The sequence below is a fragment of the Pseudofrankia asymbiotica genome, from assembly GCF_001983105.1.
Taxonomy (GTDB): Bacteria; Actinomycetota; Actinomycetes; order Frankiales; family Frankiaceae; genus Pseudofrankia; species Pseudofrankia asymbiotica.
Window position 1 is genome coordinate 31,712 of record NZ_MOMC01000045.1, and the last position, 17,577, is coordinate 49,288.

General features: G+C 71.6%; 16 protein-coding genes. 8 read left to right on the forward strand and 8 right to left on the reverse strand.

Features of this window, described 5'->3' with window-relative positions:
- The first annotated feature begins 1,248 nt into the window (after positions 1-1,248).
- Both BL253_RS21945 and BL253_RS21950 read left to right on the forward strand, forming a co-directional pair.
- Positions 1,249-2,724 (forward strand): amylo-alpha-1,6-glucosidase, encoded by a 1,476-nt coding sequence (locus BL253_RS21945; protein WP_076819014.1) that lies wholly within the window; start codon positions 1,249-1,251, stop codon positions 2,722-2,724.
- A gap of 51 nt (positions 2,725-2,775) precedes the next feature.
- Complete coding sequence (locus BL253_RS21950) at positions 2,776-3,171, forward strand: STAS domain-containing protein (RefSeq protein WP_076819015.1); 396 nt, start codon at positions 2,776-2,778, stop codon at positions 3,169-3,171.
- Positions 3,172-3,243: 72 nt separating this feature from the next.
- Here the strand turns inward: BL253_RS21950 and BL253_RS21955 are convergent, their stop codons facing one another.
- The 3 genes from BL253_RS21955 to BL253_RS21970 form a co-directional block, all read right to left on the reverse strand.
- Entirely contained in the window at positions 3,244-4,320 is a 1,077-nt protein-coding gene (locus BL253_RS21955) for an alanine racemase (RefSeq protein WP_198946354.1), read from the reverse strand.
- Between the two features lie 270 nt (positions 4,321-4,590).
- Entirely contained in the window at positions 4,591-4,974 is a 384-nt protein-coding gene (locus BL253_RS21965) for a hypothetical protein (protein ID WP_076819017.1), read from the reverse strand.
- A gap of 125 nt (positions 4,975-5,099) precedes the next feature.
- Positions 5,100-5,798 (reverse strand): alpha/beta fold hydrolase, encoded by a 699-nt coding sequence (locus BL253_RS21970; RefSeq protein ID WP_076819018.1) that lies wholly within the window; start codon positions 5,796-5,798, stop codon positions 5,100-5,102.
- A 210-nt stretch (positions 5,799-6,008) separates the two neighbouring features.
- Here BL253_RS21970 and BL253_RS21975 point away from each other — a divergent pair, with 210 nt between their 5' ends.
- The 3 genes from BL253_RS21975 (at position 6,009) to BL253_RS21985 (ending at position 9,131) form a co-directional block, all read left to right on the forward strand.
- Entirely contained in the window at positions 6,009-7,733 is a 1,725-nt protein-coding gene (locus BL253_RS21975; protein ID WP_241835002.1) for a flavin-containing monooxygenase, read from the forward strand.
- Between the two features lie 73 nt (positions 7,734-7,806).
- A complete protein-coding gene (locus BL253_RS21980) occupies positions 7,807-8,640 on the forward strand; it encodes a mycofactocin-coupled SDR family oxidoreductase (protein ID WP_076819019.1) in 834 nt (277 codons plus the stop codon).
- A gap of 59 nt (positions 8,641-8,699) precedes the next feature.
- The gene (locus tag BL253_RS21985) at positions 8,700-9,131 is read left to right on the forward strand and encodes a PPOX class F420-dependent oxidoreductase (RefSeq protein WP_076819086.1); all 432 of its coding nucleotides are present in this window, start codon (positions 8,700-8,702) and stop codon (positions 9,129-9,131) included.
- A 127-nt stretch (positions 9,132-9,258) separates the two neighbouring features.
- Here BL253_RS21985 and BL253_RS21990 read toward each other — a convergent pair whose 3' ends face one another.
- A complete protein-coding gene (locus tag BL253_RS21990) occupies positions 9,259-10,551 on the reverse strand; it encodes an ABC transporter substrate-binding protein (protein ID WP_076819020.1) in 1,293 nt (430 codons plus the stop codon).
- Between the two features lie 491 nt (positions 10,552-11,042).
- Between BL253_RS21990 and BL253_RS44815 the strand changes: the two genes are divergently transcribed.
- Complete coding sequence (locus BL253_RS44815) at positions 11,043-11,168, forward strand: hypothetical protein (protein ID WP_274535234.1); 126 nt, start codon at positions 11,043-11,045, stop codon at positions 11,166-11,168.
- A 214-nt stretch (positions 11,169-11,382) separates the two neighbouring features.
- Here BL253_RS44815 and BL253_RS21995 read toward each other — a convergent pair whose 3' ends face one another.
- Together BL253_RS21995 and BL253_RS22000 are read right to left on the reverse strand one after the other, a co-directional pair.
- A complete protein-coding gene (locus BL253_RS21995) occupies positions 11,383-12,588 on the reverse strand; it encodes an SGNH/GDSL hydrolase family protein (RefSeq protein WP_076819021.1) in 1,206 nt (401 codons plus the stop codon).
- Positions 12,585-13,979 carry an MFS transporter gene (locus BL253_RS22000; RefSeq protein WP_076819022.1) on the reverse strand — a complete coding sequence of 465 codons (1,395 nt, stop codon included), beginning with the start codon at positions 13,977-13,979 and terminating at the stop codon, positions 12,585-12,587. The genes BL253_RS21995 and BL253_RS22000 overlap by 4 nt, the downstream gene beginning before the upstream one ends.
- A gap of 104 nt (positions 13,980-14,083) precedes the next feature.
- Here BL253_RS22000 and BL253_RS22005 point away from each other — a divergent pair, with 104 nt between their 5' ends.
- Together BL253_RS22005 and BL253_RS22010 are read left to right on the forward strand one after the other, a co-directional pair.
- Positions 14,084-14,794 (forward strand): TetR/AcrR family transcriptional regulator, encoded by a 711-nt coding sequence (locus BL253_RS22005; RefSeq protein ID WP_076819023.1) that lies wholly within the window; start codon positions 14,084-14,086, stop codon positions 14,792-14,794.
- A gap of 109 nt (positions 14,795-14,903) precedes the next feature.
- Positions 14,904-15,434 carry a hypothetical protein gene (locus tag BL253_RS22010; protein ID WP_131831541.1) on the forward strand — a complete coding sequence of 177 codons (531 nt, stop codon included), beginning with the start codon at positions 14,904-14,906 and terminating at the stop codon, positions 15,432-15,434.
- A 48-nt stretch (positions 15,435-15,482) separates the two neighbouring features.
- On the opposite strand, the gene BL253_RS22015 is transcribed toward BL253_RS22010, so the two are convergent.
- Together BL253_RS22015 and BL253_RS22020 are read right to left on the reverse strand one after the other, a co-directional pair.
- On the reverse strand, positions 15,483-16,025 hold the full coding sequence (locus tag BL253_RS22015; protein WP_076819025.1) for a thioesterase II family protein: 543 nt from the start codon (positions 16,023-16,025) through the stop codon (positions 15,483-15,485).
- A gap of 92 nt (positions 16,026-16,117) precedes the next feature.
- A complete protein-coding gene (locus BL253_RS22020; protein ID WP_076819026.1) occupies positions 16,118-17,332 on the reverse strand; it encodes a beta-1,3-glucanase family protein in 1,215 nt (404 codons plus the stop codon).
- Positions 17,333-17,577: the final 245 nt, after the last annotated feature.

The window sequence follows — 17,577 nt, forward strand, 5'->3', positions numbered from 1 at the left end:
TGTCGTGCGCGGTCGCGGACTGGTCGCTGGTCGACGTGGCCCTGGTGGTAACGGTCCGAAACGGCGGTGCGGACGAAATAAGGCGTCCGGTGGTGGTATCGATTCTTATCTTTTCCTAGCGGACTTCCCGACGGGCACCTCTCCTTCCAGGGCCGGTCTACACCGGCGCCCGCGCGTCGTTTACCGACCTGAGAAACCCCGAAGACAACCGGCGCGGCCCGCGCTTCCGCCGCTGTGATCTTCGCGTTCCGCGAGCATCGAGGCGGCGCGCCTCAGGGGCAACTTTTTCGCGCGGACCCGGAAGGCTCACAGGGCTGTGACCCCGACGAACGAGCCCGAGCGCCGATGGCACTTTGGTGCCGTCGGCGGCGTTCGCCCCCGCGGGTCCCTCCCGCCGGGGGCGTGAGGGATCCGCGATGTGGGATAGGAGGTCGCCCGGCGGGGAACGGCCGGGTTCAGCGGTGCGGGCCGTTTCCGGCTGAGGTGAGGTGGGAGAGGAGTTCCATCGACACCGCGACCGCGCGGCCGGTCGCACTCGGCCCGATCCGCCCGTCGCGGATTTGTCCCGTTCTGTGCCCGTCACCGCCCGCGCGCCTTCCGTCACTGGCATCCAGTGCCGGCTTCGCTCCGCGGGATGGTGGGCGGGACCGGGAATGTGGGGTAAGGGGCCGCCGCGGACTGGATCAACACGGCGTGAGTTGCGGTCAACAACCATTTTGCCGTTTGGGCGAACGCTCAGCATCGGCACAGGTCCGGTATTTGATCGAACATTCGGCGGTTGCGGATAACAACCATTTCGCCGCTTGGGTGAACGCTCGGCATCGGAATGGTTCCGTCCTCCGCTGGTCGCGCTGGTCGCGCTGGTCGCGCCGGCGGCCTGTCGTCGAGGGACCGGGGTCACGGGGCTGGCGGTCGCCGGCGAGCGAGGCGGCGGAAGACCATGACGGAGACGCGCGACGGGCGTCGCCCCGACCGTCCGGGGCCTGCCGCGCGCGCCGCTGGCGGCGGCCAGCCACGTCCGCCTGCCGGCTGGTGAGAAGCGTGGCGGTCCCACATCCCGGTGAGACGCGCGGCCGGTGGGACGCGGGAGCGGTCCCCACGCGAGACCTGGCGCTGAGACCAGAAGATCTGTGACAGAGAGCTACCGGACAGGGGGTGCTGAGACAGGTGGCGCGGTAGGAGGTGTGTGTCGCGGTCTTTCGGGGACGAACCTCGCAGCTGGGGTGAATCGGCGAAGGGGACGGCACCGTGACGACGACGGAGGACACGTCCTCGCTGGGGACCGGCCCGTTTCGGGCCGTACAGAAAGGGGTGCCGTCCGAGCGCCGCGGTATCACTCCGCCCGCGATCACTCCGCCCGCGCAGGCGCGGCCCGGTCACCGCGCCGAGACGCGTGAGACCGCCGGCCCTGGCGTCGAGACGGCCCGGGCCCGTGCCCTCGACGTGCTGCGTGCCAACGACGGCGGGGGGTTCACCCGGCCGTCGGCGCGGCTGTACCCGCATCAGTGGCTGTGGGACAGCTGTTTTGTCGCCATCGGTCTTCGCCATGTGGACGTGGAGCGGGCGGCCGGCGAGGTGCTGTCGCTGTTCGTCGGGCAGTGGCCGAGCGGGATGCTGCCGCACATCAGGTTCTGTCCGGCCATCGGCGAGCCTTACCACGCGGACCCGGGGCTGTGGGGCGTGCGCGACGCGGTCGAGGCGCCGCCGGTGGTGGAGACCAGCGGTGTCACCCAGCCGCCGCTGGTGGCGGAGGCGGTCGCCCGCGTCGGCGCGGCCATGCCGGCGCGTCGGCGGCTGGCCTTCTACCGGCGGGTGCTGCCCGGCCTGGTCGCCTACCACGAATGGCTCTACCGGGAACGGGATCCTGAGAACACCGGCCTGGTCTCGGTCGTGCATCCGTGGGAGTCGGGCATGGACGACACGCCGCCGTGGTCGGACGCCGTCCGGGACCTCGCGCCCGCGAAGGTGCGCGCGGTCAGGGACGCGGGAGACCTCGACGTGCTCGAGGGCCTTCGCCGCGACAACAAGGCGGTGCCCGCCCAGGAGCGGATCGCGGCGGACGAGCTGTTCACGCTCTACGAGCTCACCGGCCGGCTGCGGGCGGTCCGCTACCGGTTCGACGAGCTCCGCGCTGCCGGGCTGCCGTCGATCCGGGACGTCGGGTTCAACGCGGTGCTGGTGCGGGCGAACCGCCAGCTCGAGACGGTCGCGGCCGACGCGGGACTGGAGCTCCCCACCGGGCTTCTCCGGGCCATGCGCACCACGCGCGACGCGTTCAGGAACGTGCTGGCCGGCGGTTTTCCCCGCCACCAGGACGCCCGCACCGGGCGGCTGCTGCCGGACGAGACGGTGGCGGGCTTCCTCGCCCTGTACGCCGGCGTCCTGCCGCCCGAACAGGCCGGTCGCCTCGCCGGACAGCTTTTCGACGCACGCTGGACCGGACGGTACGGACCGGCCAGCCTGCCCTTCGACGCCCCCGCCTTCGACCCGGGCCGGTACTGGCGGGGACCGGTGTGGCCGATGGTGAACTGGCTTCTCGTCGACGGCCTGAGAAGGTCGGGGCGAGTGGCCGAGGCGCGGCGGCTGCGGGACGAGACCGTCGAGCTCGTCGTGCGCTCCGGACGGACCTACGAGTACTACTCCCCGGTCGACGGCGGCGGCCACGGCGCGCCCGACTTCGCGCCTACAGCGGCGGTATTTCTTGACATGATCTACGCCGAATGACCCGGTCACCAGCGTCGGGTCGAAGAGATCAGCCGATGGCGGAGGGGGACAATGTGGTTGGCGGTCCACGCCGGCAAGGTGGGACCGGTCGGCGTCGTCCACGTGCGCGGCGAGCTCGACCTGGCCACCCGGCCTCGGTTGGAACAAGGGCTCGACGCGCTGCTTGACAGCGGCTGCGCCCGCATCGTGGTGGATCTCGGGGAGGTCGAGTTCGCCGATCTGAGCGGACTCGACCTGCTCGCGCGGGCACAGCGACGGGCGCGGGCCGAGGGCGGCTGGCTCCGGGTGGCCGCCCCGCCCTGGGGGGTGCGGCGCATCCTCGCCGTGACCGACCTGGGCGACATCCTGCCCGTCTACCCGGACGCCTACGAGGCGATCACGGACGCGGGCCGTCCCCGGACCGGGCCGCCCATGCCACGACGGAGCGACGAGGACTCGCGCAGGTGAGCGCGCGGATCCTCGCAGACCCTCGCCGCGCGTCGCCCGGGCCCGCCACACCCCCGACCACCGTCGTCCCGGTCAGAGGTTGGCGCCGCGGGCGGTGACCGGCCAGTGGCCGGCCACGACGCCGCCACGGGTGACCACCAGGTGATCGACCAGGTTCACGGCGGCACAGACATGGTTGGGCACGAGGAGAGTGGTGCTCCCGATCGGGGGAACGCGGCCGCCCGGCGCGACGGTGACCACGGCATGGTGCTCCGACAGGGACGTCACGGTGGCATCCGGAAACTCCGGGAGGTGGCCGAACCCGGGTGCCCAGGCGGGACGGTCGGCCCCGAGGATCTTGCTGCCGGCGTCGAGCACGAACCGGTCGGGAGCCGGCGCGCTCACCACCGTCGTCGCGGCGGCCAGCGCTATCTGGTCGGCGGTGCACGAACCGAGCGCGAGCTGCTGCGCGTCGTTGAGGACGTAGACCCCGGGGCGGAGCTCGGTGACCGTCCCGGGGCGGGAGTACGCCAGGCTGGGCGTCGACCCGCCGCTGAGCACCGTGATGGTCAGGCCCGCGGCGGCGACGGTCCGCGCGGCGACGGCGAGCGCGGTCTCCTCGTCGCGCGCCGCCTGGGACCGGGCGTCGGGATGGTAGGCGTGCCCGGGGAAGGTGAACACCCCGCGAACCCGCAGACCGGCGTCCGCGGCCGCGAGGGCGACCTCGGCGGCGGCGCCGGGCGCGACTCCGCTGCGGTGATGACCGCTGTCCACCTCGATCATCACCTCGACGGGCGCGCTCACCGCGCCGAGGCGACGCGCGGCCGGGACCGAGTCGACGCCGACCGCGACCAGCGCGCGGTCGGCCAGCCGCCGCAGCCGTTCCGCCCTGGCCGCGTCAGCCCACACCGGGTAGGCGATGAACAGGTCGTCGAACCCGGCCGCCGCGAACGTCTCGGCCTCACCGATGGTCGCCACGGTCAGGCCGACGGCTCCCGCCCTGCGCTGCAGGTCGGCGAGCCGCGGACTCTTGTGCGTCTTGGCATGGGGACGTACCGCGAACCCGCCGGCCGCGGCGGCGGCGGCCAACCGGCTGATGTTGTCATCGACGACATCAAGATCCACCACGAGCGCGGGCGTGCTGATCCCATCGGGAACCGGGAAGATCACAGATGTCCTCGCAATATGCCCTCGCCACGTCACATCAGGTTCGCGTCCGCGGCACCGACAGTCCGGCGCCGACATCCGTGTCAACGGATCGGCCGGACCTATCGTCGCCCCGGCCGCTGATCGTTTTCGGACCGGACTCCGCCGCTGTGCAGGCGACGACCGCGATGTTCGCCGACCTGGACAACCGTACGGCGGCGGCCACGCCCGCCACGGTCTGATCTGTCCGCCGCGCGTCCGATCCTGATCGGTGACGGTTGTGGCCAGTGTTGGTCATGCGGGCGCGGCGGTGACGGTGAGGTCGAGAACGCGTCCGTCGAGGGTGCCGACCGCGAGGCGGTCCCGCCCGTACCTGGCCAGTGAGAGCGGCACGACTCGGTGGCCGTCGACGTGGAGGGCCACCCGGTGTTGCTCCTCGCCGCTGTCGGTGCGCAGGATGACCAGTTCGCCGGTGTTGAACGCGACGTAGCCGAATTCCGTGTCGGCGTCGAGCGCTGTGGCCTCCTGATCGGCTGTGAAGACCCATCGAGCGGCACCGGACGGGTAGGCCCGTCGAATGATGTACACACCGCCTGTCTGTAGCCCGGCGCCGTCGTGGACGCGGCCGGTGTGCACCAGCGCCGGGCCGGCCTGATCCTCCGCGACGCCCGATGTCAAGGCGCGCGGCGGACGTCAGCGCTACGGATCAGAACCCGCCCCGCCAAGCCCCCGCGCGGCGTCGACGTACCCGTCGTGGGCGTTCCGCGGAACGCCTACGGACCCGGCGTGCCGATCGGCCGCGGTCAGCCCAGGGCGATCGCGCTCCGCACGAACTGGGCGAAGCCTTCCGGGTTCTCGCGGTGGGCCATGTGGTTCGCGTCCGGCAGCTCGAACACGTCGGCCCTCATCAGCTCCGCGAAGGCTCGCATGCCGGGGCCGAAAGGGGGCTGGGTGGCCGTGCCGTAACCGGCGATGCACCTGGCGGTGAGGTGGTCCAGATCAAACGGCCGAGACAGTGTTGCCGACGCTTCCGCAAGGAACAGTCGTCGCTCGCGGTTCTGGCGCTGGGTGCCCGGCACTTTCTCCTTCACCGACGCGATCGCGCCCAGGATGAGCTGGCCATGGTTCCCCTTCCACCATGAAGCCCATGGCATTGCCGTCTCCCAGAGGGCGACGGAAAGGACAAGGTCCGGCCGGCGGACGGCCGCCGCGACAGCGACGTTGCCACCCCAACTGTGACCGACGACTGTCGCCGGGCGATCACCGAGGACCATGAGTAGATCGTCGGCATGGCCGGCCAGATCGGCGGGCGTTCCGTCCCAGACCGGCTTCTCGCCCCACCCGCGACGGTCGTAGGAGACGATGTCCACGCCGTCCAGAGCCGCGGCCACGGGGTCGAAACTCGACGCCTGGTCGCGGGTCCCGTGCACCAGCACCACCAGCGGTGGTCGGCTGGCCGCTCCGCCGCCGTCGGACTCGTGAGACGCGGATTCGAGGGTCACGATGGTATATGTTATCCAATCGAGTCTCGGGGAGGCCGGGCGGGGCGGCCGACGCCGGTGGATCTGGCGTCACCGCCTGGGTCAGGTGGCCCGCTCAGGCTGCTCTCCGCCGGGCTCGGAATCGTCMGGACCGACGAGAACAGGAGAGGGGGCGGGCGGCGTGACGACGACGACCGAGACCGCGCCAAGCGACCATGGCGGCGTGACCGGATGACCCCCGACCTGAACCTCGCGGCCGGCGTGAACTCCTCGGCCGACGTGAACCCCGTGCAGGTACCCGGCCCCACGCCCGAGGCCGCGCTTGACTACGAGGTCGTCGTCATCGGGGCCGGGTTCGGTGGCCTGTACGCCCTCCACGCGCTTCGCGGAGCCGGCTTCTCGGCCCATGCGTTCGAGTCGGGCGGCGGCGTCGGCGGCACCTGGTACTGGAACCGTTACCCGGGGGCCCGCTGCGACGTCGAGAGCGTCGACTACTGCTATTCCTTCTCCCGCGAGCTGAACGCACAGTGGGCCTGGTCGGAGCGGTTCGCCGGCCAGCCCGAGATCCTGCGGTACGCGCGGTACGTCGCCGAGCGCTTCGACCTGCTGCCGATGATCACCTTCGACACGCGGATCACCTCCGCGCGCTACGACGACGGCGACCACACCTGGACCGTGGAGACCGACCACGGCCGGCGATTACGCTGCCGGTTCCTCGTGGCGGCGGTCGGTGCGCTCTCGGCGACGCAGGTGCCGCAGATCCCCGGCCACGACCGCTTCACCGGCCCCACCCACCACACCGGACGGTGGCCRCACGAGGGCGTCGACCTCGCGGGCAGGCGGGTCGGGGTGATCGGAACCGGCTCCTCGGGCATCCAGGCCATCCCCGAGATCGCCGCCGAGGCCGCCCACCTCACGGTCTTCCAGCGCACTCCGAACTACAGCCTGCCGGCGCGCAACCGGCCGATGTCCAGCCGCGAGATCTGGGTCGCCCAGCGCGACTACGAGGGACTTCTCGCGTCGGGCAACGCCACCGACGCGGGCGTGTACAACGTCGGGACCGGCCGCCCYGCCCTGGCCGACCCGCCCGAGCGGCGCGCCGAGGAGTACGAACACCGCTGGGCCGTCGGCGGTACCGAGCTCATGCGCACCTACGGCGACACCGGGCGCGACCTGACAGCGAACGAGACGCTGGCGGAGTTCGTCCGGGGCAAGATCCGCGAGATCGTCGCCGACCCGGGCACCGCGGCCTCGCTCATCCCGACCGACCATCCGATCGGCTCGAAGCGGATCTGCCTCGACAGCGGCTACTTCGCGACCTACAACCGCGACAACGTCACGCTGGTCGACCTGCGGCACGAATCGATCACGACGATCACCGAGACCGGGATCGACACCGACGCGGCGTCGTACGACCTGGACGTGCTGATCTTCGCGACCGGGTACGACGCCATGACCGGCCCGCTGACCCGGATCGACCTGCGCGGCGCGGACGGCGACTCGCTCGCGCGGCGATGGTCCGGCGGGYCGCGCAGCCTTCTCGGCATCGCCGTCGCCGGCTTCCCGAACCTGTTCACCCTGACAGGGCCGGGCAGCCCGTCGGTGCTGGCCAACGTGATCCGGGCGAACGAGCAGCACGTCGACTGGGTCGTCGCCTGCCTCGCCCACCTGCGCGAGCGGGGCCTGACCCGGATCGAGGCCGACCTCCAGGCCCAGGACGAGTGGGCCGCCCACGTGCACGAGGTCGCGACCCACACCCTCTATCTCCACGCGAAGTCCTGGTACCTGGGCGCGAACATCGATGGCAAGCCCCGGCAGTTCATGCCCTACATCGGCGGCATGATCGCCTACCGCAAGGCATGCGACGACTGCGCCGCCGACGGCTACCGGGGGTTCGCCCTGTCGGGCGCCCGCGGCGACGCCGCGGGCGCGGCGCCGGTCACGAAACCGGCCTGACCGGGCCGACCGGGCCGACCGGGCTGGACCGGCCTGACCAGCGAGTTCTGATCCACGAGACGGGAGTTCACTCATGGGACGGTTCGACGGACGCGTCGTCTTCATCTCCGGGGGAGCCCGCGGCCAGGGCCGGTCGCACGCGCTGCGGTTCGCCTCGGAGGGCGCCGATGTGGCGATCTTCGACGCGCCTGGGCAGCCCGGGTCCATCGTCTACCCACTCGGGACGCGCGAGGAGCTGGCCGAGACGGCCAAGCTGGTCGAGGACCTCGGCCGCAGGTGCGTGACGATCGTCGCCGACGTCCGCGATCCGGCTCAGGTCGACCGGGCGGTCACCGAGACGGTCGGGGAACTCGGCCGCCTCGACTTCTGCCTGGCCAACGCGGCCGTCCTCAGCAAGAGCCCGATCGCCAGGATGACCGACAACACGTGGCGCGACGTCATCGACATCAACCTCACCGGCGTCTTCAACACCCTGCGGGCGGTGCTGCCGACGATGGTCGAGCAGCGGTTCGGCCGGATCGTGGCGACCTCGTCGCTCGCCGGCCGCACCGGTCAGCCCTACCTGGGGCACTACGCGGCCGCCAAGTGGGGCGTCATCGGCCTGGTCAAGACGCTCGCCCTGGAGGTCGCCGCGCAGGGCATCACCGTCAACGCGGTCCTGCCGACCTCGGTCGACACACCGATGATCCTGAGCCGGGAGATGCTGCGCGAGATGGTGCCGGGCGAGAACCCGACGGTGGCCGACGCCGCGGCCGCCTACGGCTCGAGCCATGCCATTCCGGTCCCGTGGGTCGAGGCGGCCGACATCTCCGGTGCCATGGCCTACCTCTGCTCGGACGACGCTCGCTACGTCACCGGTGAGACGCTGTCGGTGACGGCGGGGGCGATGGCCCGGAACTCGGCGTAGGACGGCCGGGACTTCGGCGGGGCGGAATGCGCCGCATGGTCGGACTCCTTCTACCGAGCATGACCGCCACGTCGTTCGACCCGCACGCGCTGCTCGCGGAAAGCCGGCTCGGCGTCCTCGCGACGATCAAGTCGGATGGCCGCCCGCAGCTTTCCCCCGTCCTGCCCTACTACGACCGGGGGGCCGGCGTCCTCTACGTGTCGATGACCGAGGGGCGCGCCAAGACGGCGAACCTGCGCCGGGATCCACGGGCGGCGCTGGAGGTGACCAGTCCCGACGGCAGGGCATGGGCCACCGCCGAGGGCGGCGTGACGCTCACCGGGCCGGGAACCGACCCGCTGGGCCCGGAGATCGAGGCCCTGGTGGAGTACTACCGCCTTGCCGCCGGCGAGCACCCGGCCTGGGACGAGTACCGCGCGGCGATGGTGTCCGACCGCAGGGTGCTCATGACGATGGCGGTTGACCACGTGTACGGAACCAGGCTCGGCTGACGGCGGCTCGCTGACGGCGGCTCGGCTGACGGCGGCTCGGTTCCCACCGAGAGGGGTATCGCCGAGGACGGCATGGTCCGGGTCTGGGCCACGGGTGGACCGTGGCCCAGACCCGAGCCGGGGCTGGTCAGGGCTGCTGGAGCAGGGTGCTCATCCGTTCTGGAGTGATCTTGACGCCGCATTCGGGCTGGGTCTCCGGCTCGAACCTGTCACCGGCGTTGCTGACCCGGATGACGTCGTAGCAGATCGAGACGTTCTGGTAGTTGGTCGACAGGCTGACGGAGTCCTCGGGAGTCATTCCCGCGCTGTCGTAGTTCTTGACGCCGCGCAGACCGGAGATGAACGACTCCCTGGTCAGGCATGGACCGGCCTCCTTGAGGCCCCGCAGGAACAGGTCGGCCGACAGCCAGCCCTGGACCGCGCTGTCCTGCGTCGGTGGCTGGATCTCCGGGGAGTAGGTGCCCATCGCCTGCGTGAACCTCTGCTGCCCCGGAGAGTTGAGCTCGAAGGGCTTGATGTTGGTGAAGATCGACACGCCGGCCAGCGACGGGCCGTACCTCGCCAGGTTGCTGCTGTCGTAGCCAGAGGGCAACAGCACGACCTTGAGCTTGCCGCCCAGTGACAGGCCGACCCTGCGGAGCTCCGGCAGCAGGGTGGCCGCCATGTCCGGGGGCAGTACCCCGCCGATCGCGTCGGCGCCGGCGGCCTTGATCTGCTGCGCGACGCTCCGGTAGTCGATCACGGTACTGGTCGTCTGAAACGTCTTGACGACGTTTACGCCCTTGGCCTTCAGGCTCGCCACGAACTGCCGCGTGAAGTCCCCGCTGGTGGAACTCCCGTCGATCGCGAAGACGGCCACGCGGGACCCGCCCTGCTTGTAGACGTACTTGCCCCAGGCGGTGCTGGACCCATTTCCCGTGTAGAACCACGAGAACATGTTGTTCTTGCCCTGCCAGCTGGGGTCGCTGGCCAGGCCCGTCACCGGGACGTCGCGTTCCTGCAACAGGCTGGCCGAATCCTCGCCGGCGCCGGACCCGTAGATGAATCCGAAGATGTTCTCCTGGTCGAGGAGTTCCTGGACCATGGTCACGTTGAGCTTCGGGTCCCCCTGGTCGTCCCGCCAGGCGTAGGTGACCTTGYGGCCGAAGACGCCGCCGTCCTGCTCGTTGGCGACGTCGAGCCGGGCGTCCACGCCGGCGCGGAAGGCACGCGTGCCGCTGGCCGACGGGCCGGTGTCGCTCCAGGTCATGCCGGCCTTGACCTCGGTGGGCGTGACACCCGGCACGGCTGTCCCGCAGCCCGCGCTGCCAGCCGCCTCGCCGCCCGAGGGACCGCAGGCGGCCAGCCCGGCAGCGAGGCCGCCGGCGCTCGCCGCCAGCGCGATGGCCCTGAGCGTTCGCCGACGAAGTGGAAGCGACATCGCGGGCCAGCTCCTCTGAGCGACAACGGCGGCCGTTCGGCTTTGTGAATCTCGTGTCCGCCGCCTCGGAAGACCCGGTGCCGAATGTTGCCCATGTCACAGCGGCCCGGCATTGCACGGGCCGCCGCGCTCTGGATCCCCCGCTATGGATCGATATCGGGCGCAATGCTATCGACCCACGCCGCCGTCAAGATAAACGGGTGCAGGCAAACTCCCGGTAAACATTGAGTTTATTTATCGGGGTTGCCTAATGTGGAAACGGTTTCGCTCATTTACCCGTGCCGGCGAGACGGGTGTGCCGAGCGTGTACGCCTCCGGGAGTGACGCGGGACGTCTCCGGGCTGGTCGGTTCGGTCAGGGACTCGTCACCGGACGCGAGGGCTCCCGCCTCCGCCAGGGTGCGGCCGGCAGATCACCACTACCGTGTCGCCGCAGTCGTGAATCGAGCCAGATCGCGACCGCGGCAACATGCCCGCGGCGATCATGAGCGCTTGCGGACGCTCGGCGCGGAGGCTGGCGAGGAGGACCTTGTGGCCGTCGACCACGAGTCCGGCCCGCGCAAGGTCACCGTGGCGAACGTGCGCGGCTTCGCCCACGTCGCGGTCGAGCTCGTCTGACTGCCGCCTCTGGCGACGTCCGCTCGTTTCGGAACGGCCTTCTCAAGATCGGTCAGACGTTGCGCGCCTCGGGTGACGCGCAACGTCTGACTGACTCACGAATCCTGAAAAGGTCATTCCGGAGTGGGCGAACAGTCGGCGGGCGCGGCGCCGGCCCACGCCCGGGGAATCCGCGTGGCGGTCGAGGTGGCGGGCCAGGATGGCTACCGTGCGGCTACAGGAGGGTGAGGCCGATGGCGTCGGCCATTGCCTGGTAGCCGGCGTCGTTGGGGTGCAGATGGTCGCCGGAGTCGTGGGTCGGGTCGAGCGCGTCGCCCATCGCCAGGGCCAGGTCGATGACCGCGTCGTACTCACCCGGCCCGCGGATCCAGGCGTTGACCGCGGTGCGCTTGGCCTCGCTGGTCGGGGTGGAGAACGCCGAGCCGCGTATCGGCAGCAGCGTCACCCCGATTGTGCGCAGGCCCGCGGCTCGAGCCCGCCGGGCCATGTCCCGGTGTCCGGCTATGACCTCCTCGGCGGAGACCTCGGTGTATGGCGCGAGGACCGGGAACGGCGAGTCCTGCGCCATTTCGCTGATCCCGATGTCGTTGATTCCCGCGAGGATCACCACCGTGCTCACCCCTGGTTGGGCCAGCACGTCGCGGTGGAACCGGGTGGTGGCCCGGTCGCCGAGCCAGGCCGAGTCGACGATGACACGGTTGCCGCCGATTCCCTGGTTCAGCACCGCGCGAGGCGTGCCCGCGGCCACCAGCCGCCGCGAGAGCTGGTCGGGGAAACGGTGGTTGGTGTCCGGGGTGCTGCCGGTTCCGTCGGTGAGCGAGTCGCCGAACACCACGATGCCGTCGTTGTGGATCCCGTAGCCGTGGATGCCGTCGTCGTGGGCCGCGGCCACGTCGACGCCGCCGAGGTAGTACCAGGATTCGGACGTCTCGGTGAACGCCGCGTCGTCCGCGTCCGCGCGGTGGTCACCCGTCGCCCGAAAGGTCGTCGCCAGTGCCTGGGCGTGGTAGGTCGCGGGCCCGGATGGCTCGGCCAGGTATGCCGTGACGGTCGCCGAGTCCAGCGCATCGACGGGAAAGGCGACTCCGTCAGTGGCCAGGTCGGAGCCGGCCGGGACGGTGAAGGTCGTACTGCCGCCCACGGTCAGCTCCCGCGAGGTGCTGGGCTTTACCGCGGCCCCACCCACAGTGGCCGCCACAACAAGGCCGCTGACCCGCAGAGGCAGGGCCCCATACCGATTGGACAGCCGTATTCTCAGCGCCTCGCCGCCGATGCCGAGCCGGACGACCTGGCGGATGGTCTGGCCGGCGAAGCCCTCCTCGGACCAGTTGGGGCCGAAGCCGGCCCCGGGACGCTGCGGCGAGGTGGTCCAAGCGGCTGTCCAGCGGCGCTTCTGGCGGCTCGGATCGGTGGTGCTCACGCGCCGGCTCCTTCCAGAACGGGGGTCCGCGGCGCATCGGGGGCCGGCCGGGAGGGCTTGAGGGCGAGCGAGATCAGGCCGCCGGCGACGGTGACGGCGGCGGCCGTCCAGCCGGCGACGTGCAGGCCGTGGAGCAGGTCGGGTGAGCCGGTGACGATCGCGACGAAGACCGCGAGGCCCAGCGCGCCGCCGACCTCCTTGGCGGTGCTGGCCAGTCCCGACGCGACGCCCTGCTCGTGGGGCGCCACGCCGGATCCGGCGGACGCGAACAGCGTGACGAAGGCGACGCCGCCGAACAGGCCCCACACCACGCTGCCGGGCAGCAGGGTCCAGAAACCGCCCTCGGTGGAGGTGCCCGCGACCATGACGGCGATGCCGACGCCGGTGCCGATCGTCGACACCGAGAGCGTCGCGCGGATTCCCCAGCGGTTGAGCAGCGCTGGGGTGATCCTGATGGCGGCGACCATGCAGGCGAGCGTGAGCGGCAGGAACGTGAGCCCCGCCCGCAGCGAGCTGTAGCCACGGACGGGTTGCAGATAGGTGGTGAGGATGTAGAAGCCGCCGCCGAGCGTGCCCTGGAAGGCGGCGATGACAATCATGGTGGTGGCGAGGTTGCGGCCCCGCGCCAGCCGCAGGGGTATCAGCGGATCGCGGGCGCGGGCCTCCACCGTCAGTAGCAGCAGGAGCAGGACCACTCCGACGGCCAACGCACCGGCGCCGCGCACCGACACCCATCCGGCCTCCGGGCCGGACGCCAGGCCGAACACGAGCAGTGCCGCGCCCGCCGTGGCCAGCGCGGCCCCCAGCGCGTCGAACCCACCGGAGGTGCGGGCCGGGTCGGTGGGCAGCAGCCGTGGCCCGGCGAGGACGCAGCCGAGCGCCAGCGGCACGTTGACGAAGAACACCCATTCCCAGCCCAGGTAGTTGGTCAGCACCCCGCCCAGCAGCGATCCGGCGGCCAGCCCCGCGCTGCCGGCCATACCCCAGACGCCCAGCGCCCGGTTGCGTGCCGGCCCCTCGGCGAACCCCCGGTAGATGAGGGTGAGCGTCGCTGGAGTCAGCAGGGCCCCGCCCGCCCCCTGGACGGCGCGGGCGGCGACGAGTGCCCCGGGACCGGGCGCCAGGCCTCCCGCCAGCGACGCGACGCCATAGAGCGCCAGCCCGGTCATGAACATCCGGCGTGGCCCGAGCCGGTCCACGGCCCGCCCGCCGAACAGCAGCAGGCCGCCGAGCCCGACGGCGTACGCGCTGACCACCCACTGCACGGACCGCGGGCTGAAGTCCAGCGCGTCCCCGATGTCGGGCAGCGCCACATAGACGATGTTGTAGTCGAGCGCCACGATCAGCTGGGTGACGGCCAGCAGCGCGAGGCGAAGTCGTTCTCGTCCCATGGTTCCCAGTCTCTACACGCAGAAGATTTACTACACGGCGTTCATAGTTGATGCGCCGTACAGTAGCCAAACGCCGTAGACTGTCAAGGGTGAACGACCACACCATGAGCCGCCGCGACCGGCTGCGCGCGGAGACCAGCGCCGAGATCAAGGCGATCGCGCTCAAGCTCATGGCCGGCGACGGCCCCGACGCGATCTCGCTGCGCGCCATCGCCCGCGAGATGGGCATGACCGCCGGCGCGATCTACAGCTACTTCGCCACCCGCGACGACCTGATCACCGCGCTCATCGGCGACGTCTACACGTCCGCCATCCAGACCCTCGAGGCCGCCAGGGACGCCGTGCCGGAAAGCGATCCGGGCGGCCGGATCATGGCCTGGGCGCAGGCGATACGCGCCTGGGCCCTCGCCAACCCCGAAGGCTTCCGGCTCATCTACGGCGACCCGGTACCCGGCTACCACGCACCCGATGACGGCCCCGCGAAGGACGCCGAGCTGCGCGCCTGCACCGGGCTCATCGGCCTCGTCGCCGGCGCCTGGCCGGCTGCTCGCGCGCTTCAACCGAACGACCGGCAGTACGGCTGGACCGACTTCGACCCCGGCCTGGTCGCCCACATCCAGAAGGACTTCCCGAGTCTTCCACCTGCCGCGATGGCGMTGACCCTGCGCGTGTGGGGCCGCATGCACGGCCTCATGGCCCTCGAGATCTACGGCCACCTGCGCACCCTCATGCACGATCCGGCGACCGTCTACCGCGACGAGATGCGCGACCTCATCGCCTCCCTCGGCCTCACCTCCCCGGCCCCGGCCGGGTAGTTCCGGGCGTATCGGAACCGGAAGGGTTCGGGCCGCGTCGGTATCCCCGGACGTCGGATCCCCGGACGTCGGATCCCCGGACGTCGGATCGGCGGGCGGGAGGGCTGGGATGGACGGGCACGGGCCTACCGCGCCGAGCCGCGTGGGGTGCCGCGCCGCCATACTGATCGCGAGTCTGCTGGTCGCCGGTTGTTCCGGCACCGCGGCGTCTCCGCACCCCGCCGCGTCGAGCGTGCCGACCGTCGTCGTATCCACCACCCCGCCCGCGGCCGACCCGACGACCATGGCGCTCACGAAACTCGCGAAGGACGCCGCGTCGAACAACGGTGAACCGGATGTCTCGACAGCTCAGGTGGTCCGGACGACGCGGCAGGCGGCGGCCGCGCTGGGAGATCACGGTTTCATCCCGCCTGATCCGGGCGGGCAGGTCATCGTGCTTGGGCTCACGGGGAGCTTCGTGATCCGCCACCACTCGTGCCCGGCCCCGGTCCCGCCTCGCACCGACCACTGCCCAGATCCCACCGGCCGCTTTCTGTACCTCGGCGTGGACCCGACAACCCTTGAGTCGTATTCGCTGAGATTACGGAACGACCCGCTGGACCTCTCGGAGCTCGGCCCGGTCGAGACGCTGCGATGGTGAACCCGCCTCCCAACGGGTAATGGACGTCCCAACGGTGCCCCGCGCGGCCTACGTGACCTGGACCGCTGGTCGACCGTCAGGTGGGGCGGCAGTGTCATCGATGAGTCGTAGGCGGCGTATGAGTTCTTCGATGACCGGAGCCGGGTTCTCGCGCAGGTGGAAATGCCCGCCGGGGAAGACCATTCCGTCGAAGGAGGCTCCGGTCACCTCGGCCCAGGCCAGGACGTCCGCCACCCGGACCGTCGGGTCGTCCGCCCCGGCGAACGCGAGGACGTCGACCGGCAGCCGGTCGTCCCGCGGCGGCTGGTAGGTCTCGATCAGCCGGTAGCCGCTGCGGATGATGGGCAGCAGGTAGTCCAGCAGGTCCTCGCGCTTGAAGATCGACTCGTCGGTGCCGCCCTGGGCGCGGAGCACCTCGACGAACCGCTCGCGGGACAGCAGGTGCTCCTGGCCGGGGCTCGCGACCGCCGCCGCGCAGCGCGCGGACACGACCAGCAGCCGGACGAGGCCCGGCCGGCGTTCCCGCAGGCGGCGGGCCGTCTCGTGGGCGACGGACGCGCCCATGCGATGACCGAACAGCACCAACGGCACGCCGGCGCTGCCAGGACCGGGAGCTGGTCGTGGAGTGCCACGCCCGCTGACCAGGCTCCGGCCCCGTGCCGGGGCACAGGCACGGGCACGGGTCAGAAGGGGGTCAGGACGAGGGTGAGCTGGGACGGCGTGTGGTCCTCGATGTAGGAGGCCTGGGCGGCGACGTCGTCGAAGGCGAAGCCGTAGGCGCGGCCGTTGTCGGTGTGCTCGTGCAGGACCCGCGCGTAGTGGTTGGTGACGGCGTCCCGGTAGTACGTGCCCGGGTCGCCGGCGGGCTGCGCGGCGCCGGTCAGCAGCGTCGAGCGGTTGAACCCGGCGCCGAGCACGGCGGCGACCGGCCCGGTGACCCCGTCGTTGGGGGCCGCGAGGGCGCCGTCGCAGAAGAAGACGTCGCGGGTGCTCGGCCGGCGGAACGGGGCCACCCCGCCGTCGAAGGTCAGCGCGCCRCCGGCGACCCGGCCGGTGACGCGGCGTCCGGCGGCGTCGACGGTGAGCCCTCCCGAGGCGTAGCGGCTCCACACCGCGTCGATGTAGGGGTCGTAGTAGGTGGCCGGGAAGAGCCCGGCCTCGATGCCGTGCCCCGGGGCGATCACCCGGACGTCGCCGGTCACCAGCGGGGCGAACGCCGGGTTGGCGCGGAGCGCGGCGAAGATGGCGTCTCGGCCGCCGGGCACGACCTGGCCGGTGGTCTGGTCGCCGTCGCCGTGCAGCCGCAGCAGGAGCGGGACGCTGAACATGTCGACCATGGTCGTGTTGCAGAACATGCCAGCCGCGTTGTGCGTGAACTCGACGAAGTCGTGCAGGACCGCGTGGCCGGGCGCGTCGCGCACCCAGCCGGCCGGGTACTGCAACGCTGGTCTGCCGGCCCCGTCGGCGACGATCCGGAAGTCGAGCCTCGCGCCGATCGAGACGTAGATCCGTCCGGACATCCCGGTGGGGATGGCGGCCACGGTGTCGCCGTCGGCCACCAGCGGGATCGCGATACCGCCGCTGTCCGCGCCCAGCGCGACCTCGGCGACGCTTCCGTCCGCGCGGGCGTAGACCTGCCGGCCGGTGCCCAGATCGGTGCCGACGACGTAGAACCAGATCTCGCGGTTGGCGTACCGGTAGGTGTGGTTGACGATGACCAGCGGCAGCGGCAGCGGCGTGCCAGGGGTGTGGGCCGGGATGTCGACCACCTCCTGGGTGGCCGCGAGCAGGCTGGCCCGGCGGGCGCCGTCGGGGCGGGTGGCCGCGGCGACACCGCCCACGCCGGCGCAGGCCAGCGCGGCCGCGCCGCCGGTCAGCAGGGCGCGTCGGTTCAGCATGACGGTCTCCTCAAGGTGACGTGACGGCGAGGGCTTCGGCCAGCGCCGACCGGGCCGTCAGGGCCAGCGGCGCCGTCGGTGCCGGTGCCGGCGACGCTGATGGCACCGGCACCGGAGTGGGCGCCGGCGGCGTCGACACGGCTGGTGCCGACGCCGCCGGCGGTGTCGACGGCGCCCCGGGAGGGGGACGGAGGAGGCCACCGTCGACGCCGGCCGCGGCGGCAGCGCGGCCGCGGCCGGGGCCT

Bases quoted from the DNA above. Each gene is read 5' to 3' on its own strand.
- BL253_RS21980 (WP_076819019.1), top strand. From the start codon at position 7,807: ATGGGACGGTTCGACGGACGCGTCGTCTTCATCTCCGGGGGAGCCCGC.
- BL253_RS21985 (WP_076819086.1), top strand. From the start codon at position 8,700: ATGACCGCCACGTCGTTCGACCCGCACGCGCTGCTCGCGGAAAGCCGG.
- BL253_RS22010 (WP_131831541.1), top strand. From the start codon at position 14,904: ATGGACGGGCACGGGCCTACCGCGCCGAGCCGCGTGGGGTGCCGCGCC.
- BL253_RS21950 (WP_076819015.1), top strand. From the start codon at position 2,776: ATGTGGTTGGCGGTCCACGCCGGCAAGGTGGGACCGGTCGGCGTCGTC.
- BL253_RS22000 (WP_076819022.1), bottom strand. From the start codon at position 13,979: ATGGGACGAGAACGACTTCGCCTCGCGCTGCTGGCCGTCACCCAGCTG.